This is a genomic window from Saccharibacillus qingshengii, from assembly GCF_013185195.1.
GTDB classification, from domain to species: domain Bacteria; phylum Bacillota; class Bacilli; order Paenibacillales; family Paenibacillaceae; genus Saccharibacillus; species Saccharibacillus qingshengii.
On the sequence record NZ_JAAZWC010000048.1, the window covers coordinates 1 to 15,567 of the forward strand.

At 57.1% G+C, this 15,567-nt stretch carries 12 protein-coding genes; 4 read left to right on the top strand and 8 right to left on the bottom strand.

The annotated features are described in order from the left end of the window. Positions 1 to 341 precede the first annotated feature (341 nt). The 3 genes from HRQ60_RS22460 to HRQ60_RS22470 form a co-directional block, all read right to left on the bottom strand. On the bottom strand, positions 342 to 1,676 hold the full coding sequence (locus tag HRQ60_RS22460) for an ABC transporter substrate-binding protein (RefSeq protein WP_172200619.1): 1,335 nt from the start codon (positions 1,674 to 1,676) through the stop codon (positions 342 to 344). Positions 1,677 to 1,850: 174 nt separating this feature from the next. Continuing rightward, entirely contained in the window at positions 1,851 to 2,690 is an 840-nt protein-coding gene (locus HRQ60_RS22465) for a carbohydrate ABC transporter permease (RefSeq protein WP_172200622.1), read from the bottom strand. Beyond that, on the bottom strand, positions 2,691 to 3,551 hold the full coding sequence (locus tag HRQ60_RS22470) for a carbohydrate ABC transporter permease (protein WP_172200649.1): 861 nt from the start codon (positions 3,549 to 3,551) through the stop codon (positions 2,691 to 2,693). Positions 3,552 to 3,718: 167 nt separating this feature from the next. On the opposite strand from HRQ60_RS22470, the gene HRQ60_RS22475 reads away from it, so the two are divergent. Both HRQ60_RS22475 and HRQ60_RS22480 read left to right on the top strand, forming a co-directional pair. Further along, positions 3,719 to 5,668 (top strand): cache domain-containing sensor histidine kinase, encoded by a 1,950-nt coding sequence (locus HRQ60_RS22475; protein ID WP_172200625.1) that lies wholly within the window; start codon positions 3,719 to 3,721, stop codon positions 5,666 to 5,668. Between the two features lie 46 nt (positions 5,669 to 5,714). Beyond that, a complete protein-coding gene (locus HRQ60_RS22480) occupies positions 5,715 to 7,022 on the top strand; it encodes a response regulator (RefSeq protein ID WP_172200628.1) in 1,308 nt (435 codons plus the stop codon). A gap of 108 nt (positions 7,023 to 7,130) precedes the next feature. Here the strand turns inward: HRQ60_RS22480 and HRQ60_RS22485 are convergent, their stop codons facing one another. Then, complete coding sequence (locus HRQ60_RS22485) at positions 7,131 to 8,822, bottom strand: methyl-accepting chemotaxis protein (RefSeq protein ID WP_172200631.1); 1,692 nt, start codon at positions 8,820 to 8,822, stop codon at positions 7,131 to 7,133. A 434-nt stretch (positions 8,823 to 9,256) separates the two neighbouring features. On the opposite strand from HRQ60_RS22485, the gene HRQ60_RS22490 reads away from it, so the two are divergent. Both HRQ60_RS22490 and HRQ60_RS22495 read left to right on the top strand, forming a co-directional pair. After that, positions 9,257 to 9,775 carry an antibiotic biosynthesis monooxygenase family protein gene (locus tag HRQ60_RS22490; protein ID WP_172200634.1) on the top strand — a complete coding sequence of 173 codons (519 nt, stop codon included), beginning with the start codon at positions 9,257 to 9,259 and terminating at the stop codon, positions 9,773 to 9,775. Between the two features lie 280 nt (positions 9,776 to 10,055). Next, entirely contained in the window at positions 10,056 to 12,464 is a 2,409-nt protein-coding gene (locus HRQ60_RS22495; protein ID WP_172200637.1) for a UvrD-helicase domain-containing protein, read from the top strand. 161 nt (positions 12,465 to 12,625) lie between these two features. Here HRQ60_RS22495 and HRQ60_RS23815 read toward each other — a convergent pair whose 3' ends face one another. The 4 genes from HRQ60_RS23815 to HRQ60_RS22510 all read right to left on the bottom strand — a co-directional run bounded on the left by HRQ60_RS23815 (position 12,626) and on the right by HRQ60_RS22510 (position 15,215). Continuing rightward, the gene (locus tag HRQ60_RS23815; protein ID WP_343044800.1) at positions 12,626 to 13,513 is read right to left on the bottom strand and encodes an IS1182 family transposase; all 888 of its coding nucleotides are present in this window, start codon (positions 13,511 to 13,513) and stop codon (positions 12,626 to 12,628) included. Next, positions 13,414 to 13,986: a transposase gene (locus HRQ60_RS23820; RefSeq protein WP_343044799.1), complete on the bottom strand. Its 573-nt coding sequence runs from the start codon at positions 13,984 to 13,986 to the stop codon at positions 13,414 to 13,416. The genes HRQ60_RS23815 and HRQ60_RS23820 overlap by 100 nt, the downstream gene beginning before the upstream one ends. Positions 13,987 to 14,138: 152 nt before the next feature. After that, positions 14,139 to 14,816 carry a bacillithiol biosynthesis deacetylase BshB2 gene (gene bshB2, locus HRQ60_RS22505; RefSeq protein ID WP_172200643.1) on the bottom strand — a complete coding sequence of 226 codons (678 nt, stop codon included), beginning with the start codon at positions 14,814 to 14,816 and terminating at the stop codon, positions 14,139 to 14,141. A 54-nt stretch (positions 14,817 to 14,870) separates the two neighbouring features. Then, on the bottom strand, positions 14,871 to 15,215 hold the full coding sequence (locus HRQ60_RS22510; protein ID WP_172200646.1) for a YojF family protein: 345 nt from the start codon (positions 15,213 to 15,215) through the stop codon (positions 14,871 to 14,873). Positions 15,216 to 15,567 lie beyond the last annotated feature (352 nt).

Consider the following 15,567-nt stretch of genomic DNA (forward strand, 5'->3'; position numbering starts at 1 on the left):
CGCAAATGTCTAGGCTGGAAGTCTACACACGAATCGTTTCAGGACGAAGTGTTGCACTTGGATTGACAATCCGTCTTGTTCTTTTATTTTACTTCTCCTTGCTTTTTTCAAGCAGCACTCATAACTCTAATGTAAAAGCCGAAGAAATTCTACGTTGACTACTTCCTTCTGATCCCTCCTTCTTTTTCGCAATCGTATCATTGCATGGAAAAAAGCCGGTTTTGCAGGCATCTCTACCAACAAAACCGACTTATTTAAATATGAAATTATCGCTCGTCTGCTTAATCACTTCTCCCTACAGACTTCTTTAGGTGCTCCTTCTAAGTGTCTTAAGCCAGTCCTTATTTCTTCGCCAACTTCAATACCGTTTCATCCATCTGTTTGAACAGTTCTTCCTTCGTGATCTTCTTCGCTACATAAGCCTGCATCAAAGCGCCAAATTCTTGGTTCGTGCCGTCCGGCAGCTTAGGCCAATGCCAGCCCAGCGTCTTGTCGGCCTGTACGTATTCCTGGATGCCTGCGGCGATATCGCCAAGCTGTTCCGGTTCGTACGTGATGGACTTGAGCGCCGGGATAAATTTGAATTCTTCAACCGTGTAGCGTTTACCCGTTTCGGATGTCACCATCCAGTTGAGGAATTTCTTCGCTTCTTCTTTGTTCGCCGAGGCTTTGTTGACGACCCAATTGTTTGGTACGCCAATGAAGATGTTGTCGTTCAGCGCTACGTCGTCATTGATCGGCATTGGCAGGATGCCCACTTCGATCTCCGGATCGATTCCGTCGATCTGAACTTGGGTCCAGTTGCCCTGCTGCGTCATGGCCGCCATGCCGGAAGCGAATTCCGTCATCTGCGTGTTGTAGTCGGTCGTCAGAGGACGATCGTTGCCGAATTCCATCGTCAGGTCGACCAGATCGAGCCACTGGTTGAAGATTTCGTTGTCTCCAACGGAAGTCTTGCCTTCTCTCCAGTCCGCGATGAACTTGTCCGGATCTTCCTGTTTGGCATAAGCGTCATTGACCAAATGCTGGCCGATTACCCACCATTCCTGGTAGCCGTTCTCGAACGGAGTAATACCCGCGTCTTTAAGCTTTTGAGCGGCTTCGCGCAGAGCGGTAAGCGTCGTCGGAATTTCCGTGATACCCGCTTGTTCGAACAGCGCTTTGTTGTACAGGAAGCCGTAGCCTTCGATGTTCATCGGCAGGCCGTACAGCTTGCCGTCCATGGTCATCGGATCTTTGACGTTGTCGCTCAGATCGGCTACCCAAGGTTGATCGGACAGATCTTCCATCCGGTCTTTCCACAGCTGCGCTTCATTGTAGCCGCCGTTGTTGAAGATATCCGGTTCGTCGCCCGAAGCGAATTTCGCTTTGAGAGCCGCGCCGTAATCCGCGCCGCCGCCGACCGTTTCGATCGTGATGTTGACGCCGGTTTCTTTTTTGTACTCGGCCAGCAGTTTCTCCATCGCATCGGCGATTTCGACTTTGAACTGGAACATCTTGAGCGTCACGTCGGAAGTCGGCGTATCCGTTCCCGCTGCCGGTTCCTTGGTTTCGGTCGTACCCGTCGTTCCGGTCGTACCGGCTTCCGGGTTCGGCATGGCGCCTCCGCCTCCGCAGGCGGCGAGCAGCGAAATCATCAGCAGCAGCGCCATGGTGAGAAAGCTCGTTTTTTTCATGTGTACAGCCTCCCTTTTGTGTGTGTCGAAGCGGTGTTGCGGTCTGGCAAAAATGGGACTTCTTCGCCTGATGGCCTTGCTCTTCCCAATCCTGCGGCCAGCGATTACAATAAGATTGCTTTTATGTGATATTGCGACTTGCCGGTGTGTGGGTCGTTCTTGTACAGTTGGGAATCAGCCTTTGACAGCGCCGGCCGCGATGCCGGCAATGATATGCTTCTGGAGCGCCAGGAAAAAGACGATGATCGGCGCGATGCCCATCAGCAGTCCCGCCAGCGCCAGATCCCACTGCTTGGTATACTGCGAGAAGAAAGCGTTCGTCGCAAGCGGTATGGTTCGAAGCTCCGCGTTGCCTCCGACAATCAGAAGCGGCAGCAGGAAGTCGTTCCAGATCCACAGCGTGTTCAAAATAAATACCGTTACAATCATCGGCTTAAGCAGCGGCACGACGATCCGGAAGAAGACGCCGAACGGCGAGCAGCCGTCCATGATTCCCGCTTCCTCGACTTCCACGGGCACCGACTTTACGAAGCCGTGGAACAAGAAGATCGTCAGCGAAGCGCCGAAGCCCAAGTAACAGATAATGAGACCCGGCAGATTGCCCGTCAATCCCAGGTTGGCCGCGACCCGAACCAGCGGAATCATGATCGACTGGAAAGGGATAACCATCGCTGCGACAAAGGCCATGAATACGATATTATTGAAGCGGCTCGGGTGCCGGACCAGCCGGTACGCAGCCATGGAACAGAACAGTGCCAGCAGGACGTTCGCCAAGATGGTGATGACGAGCGAGTTGGTGAACGCTTTTGGAAACTCAAGGATCTCCCAGGCCCGCGTAAAGTTGTCGAACGTGACGGTCTTCGGAAGGGAAGCCGAGTTCTTGAGGATATCGGCAAACTTCTTGAGCGAGTTCACGATAACGAAGTAGAAGGGAACCAGGAAGAGCAGCGCCAGCAGGACGGCGATCACTTCAAGCAGCAGCGTTCGTGCGGAATATTTGCGACCCGTTTCCATTTAGGACTGTACCTCCCTTCTTTTCGTGAACCAGACCTGCAGCGACGAGACGGCGGCTACGATGACGAAGAACAGAAGCGCCTTCGCGGTGCCGAGTCCGTAGTTGCTGTTCGTAAACGCTTCGGTGTAGATATTGAGCGCAAGCGATTCGGTCGAGCCGAACGGTCCGCCGCGTGTCAGCGACAAGTTGAGGTCGAACATCTTGAACGCGTTGGACATCGAGAGGAACAAGCAGACCGTGATGGCCGGCATGATCAGCGGAAACGTGATGAAACGAAGTTTCTGCCCGTAACCGGCGCCATCGATCTCCGCCGCTTCGATCAGCGAGCGGTCGACGTTCATCAGACCTGCGATATAGATAATCATCATGTAGCCGGCAGCCTGCCAGACGAACACGATCACGATCCCCCAGAAGCCGGTCGCTTCCGTACCGAGCCATTCCAGGTTGAAGAATCCGATTCCGGTCGCTTTGCCGACAGCCGCAAAGCCGCGGATGAAGATGAACTGCCAGATGAAGCCGAGCAGCAGGCCGCCGATGACGTTCGGGATGAAGAAGAGCGTCCGCAGCAGATTGCGCATTTTGAGCGGCTGCACCAGCAGCAGAGCGAGCAGGAACGCGATCACATTGGTGAGGATCACGACCGCCAGCGTGAAACGAATGGTAAACCAGAATGAAACCCAGAATTTCGTATCCGAGAACATCGCGACGAAATTGCGTGTTCCTACCCAGTTAACCGTGACCGCTACGCCGTTCCAGTCCGTAAACGAGTAGTACATGCCCAGGAAAAACGGGATGACGACAATGACGACAAAGAAAAGCAGCGACGGACCCAGAAAAACGCTCTGCATCAGTAAATTCATCCAGCGCTTGCGTCCAGCCAAGATGGTGCACCTCCCGTTTCGATCTTTTTTAACCCATGCGTTTATTATATGCTGAATAAGAAAGCGTTAACATGGAAACAAATGACGAATACAGTGGACTATATTGACCTGCCGTGACATTCGGGTCCGGGAGAAAGGAGAGCCGTATGTTCCGCCAGTCTATCCGCAGCAAACTGATCCTGTTTCTGACGTTCGCCACCGCGCTTCCCATCCTGCTCTCCGCGCTCGTCGCCTACAATCTGACCAAAGAAAACGTCAAACAGGGCGCGATCGAAGACAATGCCAGCCTGCTCTATCAGGGGCAGACGAACATCGTCAATTATCTCGACACGGTCAACAAGCTCTCCCTGCAGGTCTACGACGAGTCTGTCTACGGCGATACGCTGATCGATATTATCCTGTCGGGTTCCGACGAACTCGAAGCCGGTATCGACCAGAACGATGTCATGGGCTCTCTCCGGCGGACCTACTATGCCATGGACGGCATTTATCAGGTGTTTTTGCATATTGACAAAAGCAGCAACTCCTATCTGTACTTTGCCGGCAAACCGTATGGGCCGAGCCGGCAGGAGCAGCTTCCGGAATACCGCAAATGGAGCGTCCAGGCTTTCGCGGGCATGACGCACCGGGCCGGCACGTACCGGCTGCGGCCGGAGAACGAAGAGCGGTCGACGGACGTCTTTACTTTTAACCGCGTCGTATACGATATTCCGCGCAACGAGAAAGCGGGGATGCTGGCCATCGATGTGCGAATCGACTTCCTCCGCTCGCTGACCAAACGTCTGGCGGCGGAAGGCGAGCAGGTCTATATCGTGGACCGCGAAGGCAAGCTGATCGTCGGCCCGCCGGATCTGCTCGGCGAAATGCCGGAGATCGAAGGTTTGGACGACGTGCTGGATTCCTACTCCGAATCCGGCTACACCGTGCAGAAAGACGGCGGCTCCTTCCTTTTCTATGAGAAAATACGCAGCCCGCTCGCCAATTGGACCATCGTCAAACGCGTCGATTCCGATACGCTGTACCGCCGCGAGCGGCAGATCCTGCTGCTGAATGCCGCGGTCGGCGCTTTGTCGCTGATCGTGGTGGTGGTGGCGACGGCCTTTATCTCGCTCAAATTCACCCAGCCGATCCGCAAACTGATCCGCGGCATGCAGCAGGTCGAATCCGGAGGTCTGCCGATGGAACTCGAGACGAACCGGACCGACGAATTCGGCGTACTGTCGCGGCGGTTCGAAGGGATGGTGAGGCAGCTCAACGACTCGGTACTCAAGCAGTACCGGCTGGAGATCATGAACAAGACCAATCAGCTTCGGGCGCTGGAAGCGCAGGTCAATCCGCACTTTCTAAACAACGCCCTCCAGTCGATCGCGACCCTTGCGCTTAAGAAAGGCGATCGTGAAGTCTATGGACTGATCTCTTCGCTCGGCCGCATGATGCACTACAATATGCACGTAGGTGACGCCTTCGTACCGCTCAGCCGGGAGATCGAATACGTACAGGATTATCTGGGTCTGCAGCGTCACCGTTTCCGGGACAGCTTCCGCTTCTCGCTCGAGATCGAGCCGGAAGCGAGGCGGATTCAGGTGCCGAGAATGATTCTGCAGCCGCTGGCAGAAAATTACTTCAAGCACGCGGGCGAAACGTTCGAAAAAGAAGGCCTACTCCGGATCCGGGCCTTTGTGCGTCGGAGCGGCGGCGCGCAGGATGTACAGGAGAAGATGGACGATCAGGGCGGATTCGAAGGGTTCGGCAATCCGATCGAAGAACCGGAGGCTCAAACCCTGTTCGATCCGTACGGGGCGCAGCCGGGAGATTCCGGCGCGGGCGGCAGAGCAGCCGAACTGATCGTCATCGTAGCCGACAACGGTCCCGGGATCGAACCGGAGCTGCGGCGCGAACTGCAGGTTATGCTGGACCGACCACTCATCTTCGGACAGAACATCGAATCCGCGCATATCGGCCTGCGCAGCGTCGGCGATCGTCTGCGTTTGTATTTCGGCGATTCGGCCGCGGTATTCCTGAGCCAGGCTCTTGAAGGCGGACTGCAGGTGACCCTCCGGATTCCGCTGTTTGGAGAAGGCGATTTTCGGCCATAATGTATAAGTAGAAGATTTAATGCGGATAAGGAAAAGGAGATCAAACATGAAGGTACTCATCGTGGACGACGAAACCCATGTTCGGGAAGCGATTCGCCTCCTGATCGACTGGGAACGCTATGAGCCGGCCGAAGTGCTGGAGGCATCGAGCGGCCGCGAAGCTGTCGCAATGATCGAGCGTCACGCTCCCCACATCGTGCTGACGGATATGATCATGCCGGCCGGCGGCGGTATCGATCTGCTGGAATGGATTAGCCGCAGCGCGCCGGATACGAAGACGCTTGTCGTAAGCGGTCACGGCGATTTCGACTTCGCCAGACAGACGCTGCGTTACGGCGGCATGGATTATCTGCTGAAGCCGATCGACGCCGATCAGCTTAACGATTCGTTCTCGCGCGCGGTCCGGAGCTGGCAGATCGGCGAAGCCAGCCGGCGCCAGCTGCTTGCGCAGGCTATGGAAGTCAACCGCTTCAAACCGGTCTATTGCGACAAGCTTTGTTCCGATCTGCTCGGCGCGACCGCCGCCCGAGAGACGGCCGAACGGGAATTCGCGGGCGAATTCGGGCTGGCCGAACCGTTCGGCATGGTGCGCAGCGCCGTCGTCCGCTTGTCGGAAGACCTTCCGCTGTGGCGCAAATACGCCGGACGCACCGAGCTGCTGTTCTTCACGCTGGCCAATGTGGCCAATGAAGTGCTCGGATACGGCCGCGACGGCTATGCGTTTCGCAACCTCGGCCGCGAGCGCGAGATCGCTTTGTTCTTCTGGAACGGCGCGGCGCATGCCGGAGAGAAGCTTGCCCTGATCAACGACGGACTGGAAGCCGTACTCGGCGAGCCGATGCATTTCGGCATCGGCGGCTGCTCCGACGGGCTGGAAGGCGGACTGCGCAGCTCGTATCTGCAGGCCGAGGAAGCGCTCAAGCGCCTGCATCCCCAGCCTGCGGGAGCCGCTTCTTCCCTCTCGGCATCTCCCGCTTCGGGCGGCGCCGTTGAGGCGTATATTCATGCTTTTGAAGGCGGCTCTTCCGCAGGCGCCGCTATTATGGAAGAGATTGCGGCCCATATCCGCGAACATTACCGGGAAGATCTGACCCTGCAGGATCTGGCGGACCGCTTCTTCCTGAGCCGGGAATACATCTCGCGGCGCTTCAAACGGGAGTTCGGCGAGAACGTATTCGACTATCTGGCGAATGTCCGGCTGGAACGCGCCAAGCGGCTGCTGCTCGGCTCCGAGATGACCGTCGTCCGGATCGCCGAGTTGGTCGGCTATCAGGACGAGAAATATTTCAGCCGCGTATTCAAGAAAGCGACCGGCTGTTCGCCGAATGAATTCCGGCGGGGCGCAGCCGGTTGAGCCGCAAAACCTCACACCTACACGAAAGATTCAAGAACACAGCAAAAAGGCCGCCGGGTCAGCCGGCGGTCTTTTTGCCTATCGATCACGGGTAACGGCTCGGGTCCCCTATACCCGGAACTCTCCGATCTCGCCCCGCAGTTCGCTCGACAGACGGCTCAGAACCTCGGCCGATGCCGAAACTTCCTGGATCGAGGCGAGCTGCTGCTCCGAAGCGGCGGCCACGCTCTGCGAACGGGCCGAAATGTCCCGCGACAGCTCGTTCATGTCCCGCTCCGAGATCAGCGTCTGCTCCATGCCGGCCGAGATATGCTCGACCGCGGCGGCCGCTTCGCGTACCCGTCCCGACATTTGTTCGAGCGAGTCGTAGATCCGGCCGAACGATTCTCCGGCCCGATTGGCTGTCTGCGCGCCGCTTTCGACTTCGCGCGAGCCGGCTTCCATCGCCTGCACCGCTTCCTGCAGCCGCGCGGCGATGCCTCCCAGAATCGATTCCACTTCCGAAGCCGCCGTTCGCGATTGATCGGCGAGTTTCTTGACTTCTTCGGCCACCACGCCGAAGCCTCTGCCGTGTTCGCCGGCACGGGCGGCTTCGATCGAAGCGTTCAGCGCCAGCAGGTTCGTTTGTCCGGCGATACTGCCGATCGTTCCCACGATTTCCGCAATCCGCTTCGACTCGTGTTCCAGTTCATGTACGGCATCGGAAGAACGTCCGACCGTTTCCTGCGCCAGCCGCATCCGCTCTATCGTCTCCGCGATCAGCTTCGCGCCTTCCTGTGCCCCTTCCAGCGCGCCGACCGAAGTCCGCGCGACATCGGATGTCGTATCCGCCACGCGGCGAAGATGTTGGCCTCCGTCTTCGAGCGCCGTTTTGTTCTCGTCCATGCCCGCCATTTGGCGTTCCGCGCCTCCGGCTACGCCGAGAATCGCGGACGTTACATCATCGGCTGTCTGGGCAGCCTGCTCCGAATTCTTGAGCAGCGTCTGCGAAGCGTCGGATACCTGCTCCGAACTGCTGCCGATCTTCACGATCAGACTGCGCAGACTGTTCTTCATGGCATTGAACGCTTCCGCCATCTCGCCGATCTCATCGCGGTTCGTGACATGCAGATCGTCCCCGCGCAGATCTCCAGCCGCGATCCGCTTCGCTTCGGCGGCGATTCTCGAGACGGGACGTGCGATCTTGCGGCCGATCACAACCGCGATCAGCGTGCCCAGCAGCAGACCCGCGGCAGCCAGCACCAGAATAATTGTCTCGATGTTTCGTACATCGGAGGCCGCGTCCGCAACCGAAGCGTCCAGCATCGAGCGCTGCAGGTCTTCCATCGCCTGCGAACGATCCGCCAGGGCGTCGGCAAGCGGCACGCATTCTTCCTCGACGACCCGGGTGTAGGCCTCAAGATCTCCGGCTTCCTTGAGGGCGATCAGCTTCTGGCCGACTTGGCCGTATTGGGTTTCGAGTCCGGAGATCTCTTTCAGCAGCGCCTGCGACTGCGAGTCGGTCAGCAGAGCTTCCAACTGCTCCATTTTGCCGATCAGATTCGCTTTGTTTTGTTCAAAAGAATCCACATGCTGCTCATTGCCCGTAATCAGGTATCCCCGTAAATTTTTGGCCTGTGCGGTCGCTTCGTATTTCATCTCCGCGATCGCCTGAATCTCCTGGACGCGGCGGTCGATCAGGCTCGCATAATTCCGGTGCACCTGTTCGACTTCGTAGAAACTGAAAGAAGCCAGAAACAGCGTAATCAACAGTACTCCGGCAAATCCCGCCTGCAGTCTTTTTCCGATCGTCATTTTCATTGTCGTTCATCCCGCCTTGTCTCTGAAGTTATAAGGGCGACCTTCTTCGTCGACAAGCGCAGGGAAGCAGCCGCATCGAGTATGAATGGGTCTTTCGGTGACTATCCGCCTTATTTATATATAGTCAATTGGACTCATATATTAAGTTTGAAACAATTATTTACGCCAAAACCGTTACCTAAGAATCATATTCGCAGTTTCCGTGCGTTTGGATCACTTTGCCGCTTTTCCTTTTTCCGCTTCCTTAAGGTCGCTTGCGGGTATAATGAACATACAGGGTGCAAAAAGCTCGGTCGGCCTACCGCCGCTCGGCACTTTCCGCCGAATCCGGCCGCCAAGCCGGGTACGCGGATCGAGCCGAACGTCCGGTGAATCGATTCGATTCGGTCCGCGGACCGAACGCCCCACTTTGACGCAAAGGCAGGTTGATTCGTATGTTTCTGTATCTGTTCCACGGCACACTGCCGGAAGATCCGCAGCTCGATAACGTGTACACGCTGAGCGGCGAAGATGAGACTCTGTATGTATTCGAAGCGGCCCATCCGCTCGACACTTCAATCGACTCCCGATCCGCCTATCAGGCGATCGACAGCGCGGGTTCGCTGAGCGGCGAATTCGCGGTATTGAACAATATTCCCGTCAGCGAAGAAGGGCGTTCCGCTTTTGAAGAACGGTTTCTCGGCCGGGCCCGCCGCGTCGAAGACATGCCGGGCTTTGCCGGAATCCGGGTGCTTCGGCCGCTGCAGGGCGACACGTACGTGATTCTGACCGTCTGGAAAGACGAAGACAGCTTCAAGAGCTGGCAAAGTTCCGAGTCGTACAACCATGCCCACAAAAAACGCGACACGTCGGAAGGCATCACCCAGCAGCGTCCTGAAATTTTCGCCCGTCCGTCCTTCGTAACCACGTATCGGATCGCTTCGACCGAACAGAGTTCGCCCGGCGAGTGCTGAAACTTTTCCGTATCCAAACCTCCGCTTTCGTCGTCCCCGGCGAAAACGGAGGTTTTTGGCGTAATCCGGGCTTTTTTTCCTTCCGTATCCGTGAAAAAAAAGGCTGATTCCTTTGACGCTTCCGAAGGGCGCGTGCTACATTTATAGAATCGGAATTTTGACGGAAACGGATGCCGGAGCGGGAAATCAAGACGCTGCGGCCAAAAGGAATATCAGCCGCCGGCCGGTGCGAATCCCAGTCGCGGAAGCAGGCGAGCGCACAGAATGAGGGGAACGAACAGTGGAGAAAGCAACGACATCCAGATTTGAAAATAAACCGTTCGGCGTATCCTCGGGGAAGCTTCCCCGCGCGGAAATCGCGGCAAATGCCGGGCGCGAACCGAAAAAGCAGGCCGGTGAACGCGGAGAGCGGGATGCCGCTTATTTCCGTCTGCTCGAGCAGACAGGCATCGCGTTGAACCCGGCGCAGATCGCGGCGGTCCGCTGCACGGAAGGACCGCTGCTGACGCTCGCCGGGGCGGGTTCGGGCAAGACCAGTACTCTGGTCTGCCGGGCGGGCTACCTGCTCGATGTCTGCGGCGTCGATCCTTCCGGCATCCTTCTGCTGACCTTTTCCAGCAAAGCCGCCGCGGAAATGCGCGAGCGGATCGCCGGACTGCCCGGCATCGGCGAATACGAAGCCGGACGCATCCAGGCCCGGACGTTCCATTCTTTCTGCCTGTGGCTGCTGTTCAGCCAGGGCATGCAGAAAGAAATTTTCGGGGACACGCGGCGGCAGCATATCCAGCTTCAGCAGATCATGCGCGAGCTTGGCATGTCGGACGCTTATCCGCCCGAGAATCTGCTGGCCCTGCTCTCTTCCTACAAAGTAAACCTGATGCCCGCCGGCGAACTTCCCGAGAAGAGCGATACCGACCGGCAGATGAAGCGTATTCTGCTGCGGTACGAAGCCTGGAAGCAGGAGACGGGAAAAATCGACTTCGACGACGTGCTGACCGATGCGCACGCGCTGCTCAAAGCCCGGCCCGAGCTGCTGGAACGGCTGCGCCGCCGCTTCACCCATCTCATGATCGACGAGTTTCAAGATACCAATCTGCTGCAGTACGAAGTGGTCAAGATGATTGCCGCCCCGCGCAACAATCTGATGGTCGTGGGCGACGACGACCAGACCATCTATTCGTTCAACGGCGCCCGCAGCGAATTTATTCTCGAATTCGAGAAGCTGTATCCGAGAGCGCGCGTGGTAACGCTCGATATCAACTATCGCTCCGTGCCGTCGATCGTCGGACTCGGCAACGAAGTGATCCGGCACAACAAGATGCGCCGCAGCAAGACGCTGCGCGCCGCACACGGCGGCGCTCTGCTGCCTGCGTATATGCGGCCGGAATCGGCCGACGACGAAGCCCAGGCCATCGTCGACCATATCGGCCGCGAAGTGGCGGCCGGAAGACGCAGCTACGGCGACTTCGCCGTGCTGTACCGCTCTTCGAGCAGCAACCGGGCGGTGCTCGAGCAGCTCGTCATGCGGGATATTCCGCATATCGATTACGGCGACGGGCGCCTGCTGTACGAACATTGGCTCGTCAAGCCGGTACTGGATCATATGCGGCTGTCGATCAACCGCCGAGACTTCGATGCGATGCCAAGCGTGCTCCCGACGCTGTATATCGCCCGGGACAAAGGCATGGCGCATATCCAGGCCACGGACGAAGGACGGCCCAAGAAAGGGCCGCTCGTCCACCTGCTGACGCTCCCCGGGCTGAAAGACTTCCAGCTCGACAAGATCCGCCAGCGCCTTGAGGTCATCCGCTCGCTCAAGGGACTGGTCCCGGCCGCCGCGGTCACCCAGATCCGCCAAAGCTTCTACGACGCCTATATCCAGGCGGGCGAGCACAGCGAGCAGACCTCGCACCGCGAGATGCTCAAGGAAATGCTCGACGAACTCGAGACGTCCGCCGGACGGTTCGATTCCATCGTCTCGTTCCTCGCCTTTGTCGACGATATGCTGCTGCGCAACCAGCAGACCGCGGCCGTCAAATCGCAGGCGCAGGGCAACCGCGTCGCCCTGATGACCATTCACAAGTCCAAAGGCCTGGAATTCCCGGCCGTCTTCCTGATCGGCGCGTCCGAAGGCACGCTGCCCCATGCTTCCGCGCTCGGCGCCGATTCGCTGCGCGATACGCGCGTCGGCCTCGAAGGCGAAGCCAGCTATGCCGAAGCGCTCGAAGAAGAGCGCAGGCTGGCTTATGTCGCCGTAACGCGGGCGAAGGAGCAGCTGTTCGTCAGTTCGCCCGCGGTGCAGCGCGGCAAGAAAGCCGCCGTCTCGCGCTTTCTCCTGTCCGCTTTCGGACAGGAGACCGCGGCTTCGGATGCCGCGGCGCGCGCCGAATACGGCGGCCGGCGGGGCGGAGCACCCGATCCCGGCCGGTTCGGCAGGGTCCGGACCGACCGCTACGGTCGATCGGATGCCGCTTCCGGCACTTCCGGCCGCTTCGGCGGTTCGGGCGGCGGTTCGTCTGCCGCCGGAACGCTGGGGAGAACCCAGAGCGTTCCCGCGTGGCTGTGCACGTCCGGTTCCTGCGTCGCCTGGACCCGGATCATGCACAGCAAAGACATGAGCGCCGCGCACAAGCCCTGCCCGTTATGCGGCTCGCCGATGAAGAAAGGGCGCAAAGACGTTCCGCTCTAAGCGCAGCGCGGAACTGCAGGCTGTGCATACCAAAAAGGAGCGGCCCCCTATGGGGGCCGCTCCTTCAGAGTGTCGAGAAACCCAGCTCTCCAAACGGAGGGTTGGGTTTCTTTTGTGTTTCGAGTCTCTTTTTTCCTCGGCCGGCAGGCCAAGAAGGCCGGTTAGGCCTGCTTGGCCTGTCGGTCCAGGTGGTTCGCCACCTTTTTCATGTTCTGCACGGCAGCGGTTAGGAGCGCTTGCTCCGTCACATTTGCAAGTCCGCGCAGCCTAAAATAACGAAACCCATGCAGTTCTTTCGCATCTGCAAAGCTTCGCTCAATGGTTTCTTTTCGTTTGCGGTACAGCTGCTTGCCCGAGCGGCTCAGCCGGTTTTCCCGCATCTTTTCCTTACTGGCTTCCCACACATGCCGAGTCACCACTTTTCGTCGGTTAGCCGAGCGTGTACAAGTCTGGAGTAGGGGACAATCCTGGCAGAGCTTGGGGTCGGAGGCGTACTGGCGGTACCCTTGTCGGTCGGTTGTTCGGTACGGTAGTTCTTGTCCGTTTGGACAGGTATAGTGGTCGTGCTCGGCGTTGTAGCGGAACTTGGCTTTCGGAAAAAGACCTTTCACCGGCTGGAATCTTCGGTGTGCAATCACGCCATAAATCTGTCGTTCTTCAAGCCCTCGGCAAATCGGGTTCGTCAAATAACCGGCATCCAGCGCCACAGCTTCCACTTGAAACTTAAATCGCTCACACTGCCGGTCCAGGCGCGTCAAATACGGCACGGAATCATGCACATTTCCGGCCGTCACATGCACATCGGTAATCACATTGTACTTCCCATCCACGGTACGGTGGTCTAGATAGAAAAAGCCTTCCGGCTTCCCATCACGGACCATATAGCCACTGTCCGGGTCGGTCGTGCTCACTTTCACTTCTTTAGTTTCTTCCACCTCCTCTCGCGGTTTTAGTGCTTTTTTCCATGGGCCTTCCGGTCGGCTTCCACAGCGGTGTTCAGCTCGTCCAGATAGTCTTTTGTGTTTTGCAGCACTTCTTGCTTCGTGTATTTGTGTTTGTTGGCGCTGGCTTTGACGTGAGTCGAATCGGAGAATAAGACGCGTCCGCCCACCATCTTGTGCGAAATCGCCTGCAGCACAATCTCATCAAAAATATCCTGGAAGATGGTCGTGCCCTTGAAGCGCGTTCGGCGATTCCAGCTAATCGTGGAGTGGTCCGGCACTTTGTCGGTCAATCCCAGTCCGAGGAACCAACGGTAAGCCAGGTTCGTTTGGACTTCGCGTTCGAGTTGGCGCTCGGAACGAATCCCATAAAAATAACCGAGGAAGATCATCTTAAAAAGAACGGTCGGATCAATCGCTGGACGACCGTTGTTTTCGCAATAAAGAGGACGGACCTTTTCATCAATGAAAGAGAAATCGATGTACCGATCAATTTTGCGCAGCATGTGGTTTTCAGGCACCAGATCTTCAATCGAAACGAGTTCATAGGTTTGTTGTTTTTCTCGATTTGGACGCAGCATGCGAACACCTTCCGTTCATTAAAAGTTACTTCTATTATATAACATTAACGCGGTGTCGTCATGAATTAACTGAACATAAAGAAAGGCTGTCGAGAGTTTCTCGACAGCCTGAAGGAGCGGCCCCCTATGGGGGCCGCTCCTTTTTCTTCCTCTTATCCGCGCTTGTTCGGATGCGGATCAAACTTGTAGGTCCAGAACTTCTCGGTGGCAAAACGTTCGCGCAGCACCGGATCGTGAATGGAATGGCCTTCGAAGACCGGGTCGGTATGAAACTGCGACTTGTGCGCTTTGATCGAGCCAACCTTCTGCTCGAGGAACAAAGTGATATCCACCTGAACGTCGGCCGGACCGAGTGCGCGTTCATGGCCTTTTGCAAAAGCGACCGTATGCACCTTGGGACGGTCGCTCGGCTTCATCGCTTCGACTACGCGCACCACGGCAGCGCCGCAGGCATCGTGATCGGGATGCACGCTGTACAGCGGGTGGAACGTAAGAATCAGCGAAGGATTCAGTTCCTCGATCAGTTCGCGCAGCTTGCCGTCGAGCAGGTCGCGGTCTTCGAATTCGATCATTTTATCGTGAAAACCGAGTGTACGCAGATCGGTAATACCGATTGCCGCACAGGACGCATCCAGTTCGGCGCGGCGGATCGCCGGCAGCGTAATTCGGTTCGCGAATGGCGGATTGCCGAGATTGCGGCCAAGTTGGCCCATCGTCAGACAGGCATACGTGACGGGAGTCCCGCTCTGCAGATGGGAAGCGGCGGTGCCGGAGACGGTAAACGACTCGTCGTCGGGATGGGGAAATACGATCAAAACATGACGTTCCACGGGATGTACCCGCTCCTTTCCGAATGCGGTGAAAGCCGCCTTGATAAAATCGATTTAGAACGGTTCGGAGCTCAGCATCAGGCTCACCACGAGTTTGCCGTCGCGATCGTTGCCGGCCAATACGGCCTTTTCCGTTTCGCTTTCCTCGTAGTGCGTCAGCCCTTCGGCATAGATCCATCCTTCGGGCATTTTCAAACCGACCCGGTAAGGGCCGCTTCCGGAGACGGAGCCGTGCGAGTAGCTGACTTTAACGTTGCGGATCATGTTCGAAGCGACAAGCTTGGAGCGGTCGCGCTCGAATGTATAGGCGCCGTTGGTCAGTTCGAGATGCAGATAGAGCTCCCGGTCTTTCAGCTTGTCCAGCAGTTCTTGAACGGCTTGCGGTTGAATCGGCAGCATCGGCGTCTTCCCTTCGGGTTTATAGTGTGCAAAATGAAATAGAATGAAAATTTAAAGCAACTTTCATTATAATACAGCCCGTCCCGGGTGACAAACGGCAAAACGCCGGCTGGGCGTAACCTTCTGCCGGGACGATACGGCGGCGGATAAGCCGTCCCGTTCTTTTGAGGATCGGCACTCCTTTTTTACTGTAAAAAAAGAAGCTCCCGGACAAAGTCCGGGAGCTTCAACGTGTCGAGAAAGGTCTGCTTCCGAGTGAAGCGAGGAGGCGAAGAGAGAAATTCAGTGTAGGAGCTAAAGCATTTCGAAGAAATGCACTTCGGAAGCTTATGCTATAGTTCGCCTTTGAAAT

Excerpts from the sequence above, each read along its gene's own strand:
- HRQ60_RS22490 (WP_172200634.1), top strand. The coding sequence starts at position 9,257 with ATGTTTCTGTATCTGTTCCACGGCACACTGCCGGAAGATCCGCAGCTC.
- HRQ60_RS22475 (WP_172200625.1), top strand. The coding sequence starts at position 3,719 with ATGTTCCGCCAGTCTATCCGCAGCAAACTGATCCTGTTTCTGACGTTC.
- HRQ60_RS22510 (WP_172200646.1), bottom strand. The coding sequence starts at position 15,215 with ATGCTGCCGATTCAACCGCAAGCCGTTCAAGAACTGCTGGACAAGCTG.
- HRQ60_RS22485 (WP_172200631.1), bottom strand. The coding sequence starts at position 8,822 with ATGAAAATGACGATCGGAAAAAGACTGCAGGCGGGATTTGCCGGAGTA.
- HRQ60_RS22480 (WP_172200628.1), top strand. The coding sequence starts at position 5,715 with ATGAAGGTACTCATCGTGGACGACGAAACCCATGTTCGGGAAGCGATT.
- HRQ60_RS22465 (WP_172200622.1), bottom strand. The coding sequence starts at position 2,690 with ATGGAAACGGGTCGCAAATATTCCGCACGAACGCTGCTGCTTGAAGTG.
- HRQ60_RS22460 (WP_172200619.1), bottom strand. The coding sequence starts at position 1,676 with ATGAAAAAAACGAGCTTTCTCACCATGGCGCTGCTGCTGATGATTTCG.
- HRQ60_RS22470 (WP_172200649.1), bottom strand. The coding sequence starts at position 3,551 with ATGAATTTACTGATGCAGAGCGTTTTTCTGGGTCCGTCGCTGCTTTTC.
- HRQ60_RS23820 (WP_343044799.1), bottom strand. The coding sequence starts at position 13,986 with ATGCTGCGTCCAAATCGAGAAAAACAACAAACCTATGAACTCGTTTCG.